Annotated in this window: 8 protein-coding genes; 1 reads left to right on the forward strand and 7 read right to left on the reverse strand. The window is 36.0% G+C overall.

Going from position 1 to position 7454, the window contains the following annotated elements:
• Nucleotides 1-343 precede the first annotated feature (343 nt).
• Nucleotides 344-940 carry a hypothetical protein gene (locus Q1R07_RS15280; RefSeq protein ID WP_300491924.1) on the reverse strand — a complete coding sequence of 199 codons (597 nt, stop codon included), beginning with the start codon at nucleotides 938-940 and terminating at the stop codon, nucleotides 344-346.
• A gap of 200 nt (nucleotides 941-1140) precedes the next feature.
• Between Q1R07_RS15280 and Q1R07_RS15285 the strand changes: the two genes are divergently transcribed.
• A complete protein-coding gene (locus Q1R07_RS15285) occupies nucleotides 1141-1731 on the forward strand; it encodes a TlpA disulfide reductase family protein (RefSeq protein ID WP_300491926.1) in 591 nt (196 codons plus the stop codon).
• Between the two features lie 71 nt (nucleotides 1732-1802).
• On the opposite strand, the gene Q1R07_RS15290 is transcribed toward Q1R07_RS15285, so the two are convergent.
• From Q1R07_RS15290 to Q1R07_RS15315, 6 genes are all read right to left on the reverse strand, one after another.
• A complete protein-coding gene (locus Q1R07_RS15290; protein WP_300491928.1) occupies nucleotides 1803-2654 on the reverse strand; it encodes a hypothetical protein in 852 nt (283 codons plus the stop codon).
• A gap of 198 nt (nucleotides 2655-2852) precedes the next feature.
• Nucleotides 2853-3068 (reverse strand): class I lanthipeptide, encoded by a 216-nt coding sequence (locus tag Q1R07_RS15295; protein WP_300491931.1) that lies wholly within the window; start codon nucleotides 3066-3068, stop codon nucleotides 2853-2855.
• A gap of 171 nt (nucleotides 3069-3239) precedes the next feature.
• Nucleotides 3240-4136 (reverse strand): leucine-rich repeat protein, encoded by an 897-nt coding sequence (locus Q1R07_RS15300; RefSeq protein ID WP_300491933.1) that lies wholly within the window; start codon nucleotides 4134-4136, stop codon nucleotides 3240-3242.
• Nucleotides 4137-4251: 115 nt separating this feature from the next.
• Nucleotides 4252-5481, reverse strand: a complete 1230-nt coding sequence (locus Q1R07_RS15305) for a leucine-rich repeat domain-containing protein (protein WP_300491936.1) — start codon at nucleotides 5479-5481, stop codon at nucleotides 4252-4254.
• 119 nt (nucleotides 5482-5600) lie between these two features.
• Nucleotides 5601-6629 (reverse strand): leucine-rich repeat protein, encoded by a 1029-nt coding sequence (locus Q1R07_RS15310; RefSeq protein ID WP_300491938.1) that lies wholly within the window; start codon nucleotides 6627-6629, stop codon nucleotides 5601-5603.
• A gap of 32 nt (nucleotides 6630-6661) precedes the next feature.
• On the reverse strand, nucleotides 6662-7454 hold a 793-nt coding region (locus Q1R07_RS15315; RefSeq protein ID WP_300491940.1), incomplete at its 5' end, for a leucine-rich repeat protein.

The following is a 7454-nucleotide window of genomic DNA, read 5'->3' on the forward strand; positions in this document are numbered from 1 at the left end:
CTTTTATTTCGGGTTCCAGTATTTTTACTTGTCCGGCTCATTCATTACAAGGTATAACATTATACAACTCACCATATAATAGTGCTATACTGATATCGTCTGTTGATTGAATTGTGCGATAATCACAATGAGGTGGCCAGGATTCGTGTATGTTTTCTATTTTGGGTAGAAAATGAATTGCTGCATAGTGACGGTGACCTAACGACAGTTTAAAAATGCCTTTCGTTATATCCTGTCCAAAATCTTCGTCATAAAGTTGTAAGTCATCATCTTGATACTGACTGTCGGTATAATACAATCAATAATTAAAGTCCCTTTTATAAAGTTTCATATTGTCATAAACTTAATCCTCCATAGGAATTACAGTACCCTTATTGTCTCTTTTTCTTTTTAAACCGGATAATTCATAATCCGATAAATAAGACGAATTGATAATCCTGTTTTCTAAAAACACAGCTAATTTGTATTCTCTTTTTAAATCTTCTATAAAAGTGTTTTGTCTATAAAACACATGATAGGTATCACCGTATTTATCTGTAAAAAATATATTTCTGACTTCTCGAATGTATTTTTTATACGTTCTAATGGAAACATAGAATACGATAATTTCAGACGCTATGTCTTCTATTGCAACATTAAATTGTTTTGCAATAACCGCCTTACTAATGATTTTATTTTTTCCTTCATTAGCATCGGAGGGTGTAACCACATATTTACTTTCAAACAAACAAGCCATCCGAACTCCTTGAGTGGTCGTATCGTCGTAGCTATAGGCTTCGATTAATTCGTCAATATTTTCAATATGGGGAATAAATCGAACGTCTACAAAGTGATTTAAGAATAATGTAAAAACTCCTTTTGATAGATTTTTCGCATAATCTCCCTGATCTGCTTCTCTGGCATATCCAATTCTAAAATCATATCGTGGTAAATGATGCATCTGGTTATTTTTAATTGTTTATCCGATTGCTGCATTGTAGTATCCTATACATAAGCAATCTGTTTTTAATGCAAATACTAATCTTTTTATAAATGTAATAGTATTCTTTCAATAAACTTTTATTTAGCTGTTTATTTATTTAAACCGCATAAATAAAATAGCTATTTTTAAGCTCCGATTCACATATTAACCACTATACTATGCCTATAAAACCATACTTCATTTTTGCCTTTATTATTTTTTTCACAACTACTGTAAAAGCACAAACCTACTCGGAACAATACCAAAAGTGTTCTGAAGAATTGACAAAATTAACGGAAGTCGACTCTGTTTATTTCGAGTTACTAAAAAAAAGAAATGATTGTCTTGTCGGAACAACGGCTCCGAATTTTACAGCCAAAACAGTTGACAATGAAGAAATAGAACTTTCAAAATTAATCGGCAAGGTTGTGGTTTTAAACTTCTGGTTTACCAAATGTGAACCGTGTATCAAGGAAATGCCCTACTTAAACAAATTGGCTACTACTTTTTCAGCAAAAGACGTTGCATTTATTTCATTTGCGCCCGAAGATTCCGTAAAATTAAAAGCGTTTTTTAGTAAGCATCCTTTTAAATTTAAGACCATTCCCAACAGCGAAACAATCCGGCGTGATATTTTTAAATTGTTTAGTATCTGGCCGTATACCATCATTATTGACAAAACCGGAAAAATCAACAAAATGGGATTTGGAACACTTGATGAAGAAACATTCCCGGTTTACAAAAATCGTATAACTGATTTACTGCAATAAATGCAAATAAAAACAAAAGGACAAATCAATGATTTGCCCTTTTGTAACTCTTATGCTATACGATACGAAAATTATTTACGGTATAATGGGCATCGCTTTAAAAGATATTCCAAGGGTCCGCTATACGAACCGTCGGTATTGGTTAAAAAAGCTTTATGTGACTGATTGTAAATGCTTGCATTAGTATCCATATAGATCGCCAGACTTACACTTACTTCATATCGCTGTTGCGAATAACTATTTGTACTGCCATAACTGTTTACTCCTTTTACTTTTTCATTGTCGTCCCTTTTTACTTTGATATCACTATATCCGCTTGACGAACTGGTTTGCGCTCCTTTGTTTTGAATTACAGTACCATCAATAAGATATTCAACCCCTAAAACATCACAGATCTCTTTCATTGTAAAACTGCGCATTTTATCACGGGTGATATTGTTTTTACTTAGTAAGGCATTTGTGGTACGCGGATCAAGAATAGTATAACCGGCCGAATGCTGAACCAAAAATGAATAGGTATCCTGCTGCGCCTGATATCCCACTTCCTCCGATCCCGGTTGCCGATCCATTAAAAAACCAAAAGGTAAAATCGCAATCTTATTATGATGATCCACTGGCGAAGCAGTCATTGTAATATCGTCTTTTTTTCGGTCCGGTTCGGGTTGAACCGGATGACTAAATAACTCTACCCTTCCGCTCGAATGCACGATACGCAAAACATCGCTTTTTTTGATAGTGTATTCCAGGGTTTCACCGGAGTAAATGAATTTTAGATTTTCGTCCGAAATCCCGGTAATTTTACCTTTCATCTCTTCTCCGTTCGTTTTTATTATAACGTCAACTTTTGCCGGAGTGCGAGTTTGTGCTACCGATATATTTGTAAATAAAACCAATACCAGTATTAGGGAATAAAATGTTCTCATTATGTTTGAGTTTAGTTGAAAATACTACTATAAAAATAGTACAAATTTTAACATTTAGTTGTCCTTGCTGTATTTTCTTTACGTTAATCCCCTAATTTACAGGACTACCGTTTTACTACGAAAAATAAAAATACCCTGTTACTTAAAAGTAGCAGGGTATTATTGTCATTTTGTAAAGACAAATAGTAACCTTTGTTTTTATGGTTCTAAAGGAGGACAATCTCTGGTTAATAATGGAATTTCACAACCGATTGCTCGGGTAAGTTCCGGCGGTCCCATCGGGTCAATACAGATCATTACCGATTGTGTGTAGGTAAAAGGTAATGCAGGACCTACACCTCCACCGTTAATAGCGCTTTTCTCGCTATCGGTTAACACAGAAACTACTTTCTTTCTAAGGTTAAGCTTTTTCATTATATAATTGGTTTTAGGGTTGTTCTATTCAGAATTTTAAAAATAACCAATTAAATAATAATTGCTTACCCTTATTTAGGGTATTTTGCCCTATTTTATATTTATATAAAAAAAATAATGAGGCAATATGAAAGTAATCGACCTATAAATTTCTTTTTTAGTCCTTTTTGTTTATTGTGATGCAATTTTATGTTCTAACGCTTCTATAGCTGTTTTTAGCGTTTCGCCATGTGCCGAAAGATCTTCTTTTTCGACTAAAACGGTTTCGGATATATTAGGAACTCCACCTTTACAGTTATTAAAAATAAACCCGGTATGGATTCGTATTCCATCTGAAGATTCGGACTTTTCAATAATGGTTAATACCCTATTAACTGATTTTACAGCGTATTGATACTCGCCAAACCGTACTTTGGTTAATGCATCACATTTCTGAAAATTATCCTTTCCAACAGAAGTCAGTTTGGGAGCCTCGAAACGAATTAGTGCATCACAATATCTAAAATTGCCGCTACCAATAGACGTTAACTTGGGAATTTCAAAGTCGGTTAACGTGTTACATTCGTTGAAATTTTCATCACCGATATACCTTAACAAGGGCGCTTCGAAGCGGGTTAGCGCATCACAGCCATTGAAATTTTCGTCGACAATAGCCTTCAGTAATGGAGCTTCAAATTCGGTTAATGCGTTACAATATCTAAAATTATCACCTCCAAAATCTTTCAGCAAAGGAGCTATAAAACGAAGTAGCGCGTCGCACTCGTTGAAATTGTCGAATCCGATGGAAGTCAGCAAAGGTGCCTCAAAACTTGTTAGCGCATTACAAACCCTAAAATTTAAGTTTCCGATAGACGTCAACAAAGGGGCTTCGAAATGGGTTAGTTCCTCACATTCGTTAAAATTTTCGTCTCCGATAGAAATTAATCCAGGTGCGACAACTTTAACCAGTTCCTCCTGCTCTTGAATAGCACCATTCTTTATTTTTTTTACCGATTCCGGTAAATAAAGCACTCCGTCTTTTATATCGGTTGGATCAATACTTATTAGTTTGTTTTTTTGTATTTTCATAAATAATTAATAAAAAAGTGTTTTTATCTGGTAAAATAGTTTAATCTGTTATAGTACGGTAACCATTTTATAATAGGCCTCTGTGATTACTATATCTTCGTGGATCGGTTCTTTTTTATGGTTTCGCTTCCATTTTAAGTTCTAACGCTTTCATTGCCGTTTCTACCGTTTCGCCATGAGCAAAAAAGCCGTCTTTTTCGACTAAAAAGGTTTCAGACAAATCAGGAATCCCTTCATTACATTCATTGAAAATAAACCCGGTATGAATTCCTATTCCATTTACGGTTTTGGATCTTTCTATAATCGTTAATAATCCATCTGCTGATTTTACAGTATAGTTATACGTACCGAATTGTACTGTGGTTAGCACGTCACAAGCTCTAAAATTGTAGTCTCCGATTGTGATAAGTTCGGGAGCCTCGAAACGGGTTAACGCATAACATTTTATAAAATTATCGCCGCCAAGGAGTACTAGTTCGGGTACCACAAAGTGCGTTAATGTGTAACAATACCTAAAATTAAAATCCCCTATAGTCTTCAATATAGGAGCTTCAAAATGGGTTAACGCTCTGCATTCTTTAAAATTGTCGTCTCTAATCCATGTCAGTTCAGGTGCCTTAAAGCATATTAGTGCATCACAATACCAAAAGTTAAAATCTCCCATATCCGTCAATCCTGGTGCTTCGCATTGGATTATTGCGTCACATTCGTAAAAATTTTTGTTTCCCATATCATTCAGCATAGGAATCGCGAGATCGGTTAATGCATCACAAAAATAGAAATTGTCATTTTGCATCGAAAACAACATAGGAGCCTCGAAGGAGATTAGCGCCTTACAAAAACCAAAATTGTCACTTCCAATAGTTGTCAAAACGGGCGCGCTAAAGCGAGTCAGTGCATTACATTCCCTGAAAATATGGTGTTGTATAGACGTTAGCATAGGTGACTCGAACTGGGTTAGTGCGTTACATTTATAGAAATTATAAGTCCCAATAGTCGTTAATCTGGGCGCTTCGAAGTCGGTTAGCGCATTACATTCATAGAAATTTCTGTTTCCGATAGTCGTTAACAGCGGAGCTGCAAAACTAGTTAGCGCACTACATTCACAGAAATTTTCGTTTCCGATAGTCTCCAACAGCGGCGCTACAAAACTGGTTAACGCCTGACATTGGTAACAATTTTTGTTTTTAAGGGCCATTAATCCGGGCGCGACAACTTTAACCAGTTCCGGTTGATTTTGAATAACCGATTCCCCAATTGATAGTATCGATTCCGGTAAATAAAGCACTCCGTATTTTATATCAGCTGAATCAATTTTTTTTAATATGCCATATTGTATTTCCATAATTCAGTTATAACTATTCTAAATGCTTTCAAAAGTGAGTAATGCTTTGAATTGCTCCATTCCATAAGCGCTCTATCATACGTCTCCGTTATCACGGTAGCTTCGAATCGGTTCTTTTTTTATTCTTCCGCTGCTATTTTAAGTGCTAACGCTTCCATTGCCGTTTCTTCCGTTTCACCGTGGGCAAAAAAACCATTTTTTCCAACTAAAAATGTTTCGGATAGATAGGGAGCTCCTCCATTATAACCATTAAAAATAAACCCGGTATGAATTAGCATTTCATTTAAGGTTTTGGACTTTTCAATAATGGTTAGTACTCTATCTACAGATTTTACAGTGTAGTGATACTTGCCAAACCGTACATCGGTCAGGGCATCACACTCCTCAAAATTTCCAGTTCCCATAATAGCAAGCTCCGGCACCTCAAAATCGGTAAACGCACAATAGAAAAAATTGTCACGTCCGATAGCTGTGAGCATAGGAGTATTAAAACGCTGTAATGCTTTACAATAAACAAAATTATCATGACCAATGGAAGTCAGCATGGGAGCCTCGAAATCCGTTAATGCTTCACATTTGTAGAAATTATCGTCGTCAATAGCCTCCAACAATGGAGCTATAAAGCGGGTTAGCGCTTTACATTCTCTGAAATTTAATTCTCTTATCTCTGTCAGCACGGGAGCCTCAAAGTGCGTTAGCGCATTGCATTCTTCAAAATTAAAGTGTGTGATTGTAGTCAGTACGGGTGCCGTAAAGCTACTTAACGCGTCACATTCTTGAAAATTACCATCTTCTAAAAAAGTCAGCACAGGAACGTCAAAGCGGGTTAACGCATTACAACGATTGAAATTATAACTTCCCATAGTAGTGAGTCTGGAAGCCTCGAAATGCGTTAACGCATTACATTCGAAGAAATTTCCATCTCCGATAGCAGTCAACAAGGGAGCCTCAAAACGAATTAGCGCGGTACAGTCGTTGCAATTATGATTCTCGATAACAATTACCCCAGGTGCCACAACCGTAACCAGTTCCGGCTGATTTTGAATAACTTTATCTCCTATTGTTTCGACCGATTCCGGCAAATAAAGTACGCCGTCTTTTATATCGTCTGAATTGATACTTACTAATCTGTTGTTTTGTATCTCCATAATAACGAATGTAAAAAAGTGTTATAACGATTCTAGCTAATCTCAAAAGTGATTAATGCTTTGAATTTTTCAATTCCATAAGCATTTGTTTTTTCGAGAATCGGTAACAATTCTTTTGCTGTAAACGATTCCTCAGTAATATTGTTTTGTTCCCGCCATTGTTTAACTCCTTGTGTGCAAGCACCGGTAATGGTTTTATAATACGCCTCCGTTATCACAGTATCTTCGTGAATCGGTTCCTTTTTTATTTTTTTGGCTATAATTTTAAACTGTAAATCTTCAATTGCTTGTTTTACCGTTTCGCCATGAGCAAAAAAACCGTCTTTTCCAACTAAAAATGTTTCGGATAGATCCGGGACGCCATCCATACCATCATTAAAAATAAATCCGGTATGGATTTCTATTTCATTTAAGGTTTTGGACTTTTCGATAATGGTTAATAATCCATCTACCGATTTTACAGTGTATCGATGTTGTCCAAACTGTACGTCGGTTAACGCACTACAATATCTAAAATTGTCATATCCGATAGTGGTTAACATCGGAGCCTCAAAACCGGTTAGCGCGTAACACCTGTAAAAATTGTCTTCCCCCATAGTAGTCAACACAGGAGTTACAAAATCGATTAGTACCTTACACTCATAGAAATTTTTATCCCCAATTGAAGTCAATATCGGAGCCTCGAAACGCGTTAACTCGTCACATTCTTTAAAATTACTTCCCTCCATAGCCAATAGCACAGGCGCCTTGAAGTTGGTCAGCAGATCGCATCTTCTAAAATTCTCTTTTCCCATAGCCGTCAACGCAGGAATCTCTAAGTGGGTA

This window comes from Flavobacterium sp., from assembly GCF_030146175.1.
Classification (GTDB): Bacteria; Bacteroidota; Bacteroidia; order Flavobacteriales; family Flavobacteriaceae; genus Flavobacterium.

Bases quoted from the DNA above. Each gene is read 5' to 3' on its own strand.
- Q1R07_RS15280 (WP_300491924.1), bottom strand. From the start codon at position 940: ATGCATCATTTACCACGATATGATTTTAGAATTGGATATGCCAGAGAA.
- Q1R07_RS15285 (WP_300491926.1), top strand. From the start codon at position 1,141: ATGCCTATAAAACCATACTTCATTTTTGCCTTTATTATTTTTTTCACA.
- Q1R07_RS15290 (WP_300491928.1), bottom strand. From the start codon at position 2,654: ATGAGAACATTTTATTCCCTAATACTGGTATTGGTTTTATTTACAAAT.
- Q1R07_RS15295 (WP_300491931.1), bottom strand. From the start codon at position 3,068: ATGAAAAAGCTTAACCTTAGAAAGAAAGTAGTTTCTGTGTTAACCGAT.
- Q1R07_RS15300 (WP_300491933.1), bottom strand. From the start codon at position 4,136: ATGAAAATACAAAAAAACAAACTAATAAGTATTGATCCAACCGATATA.
- Q1R07_RS15305 (WP_300491936.1), bottom strand. From the start codon at position 5,481: ATGGAAATACAATATGGCATATTAAAAAAAATTGATTCAGCTGATATA.
- Q1R07_RS15310 (WP_300491938.1), bottom strand. From the start codon at position 6,629: ATGGAGATACAAAACAACAGATTAGTAAGTATCAATTCAGACGATATA.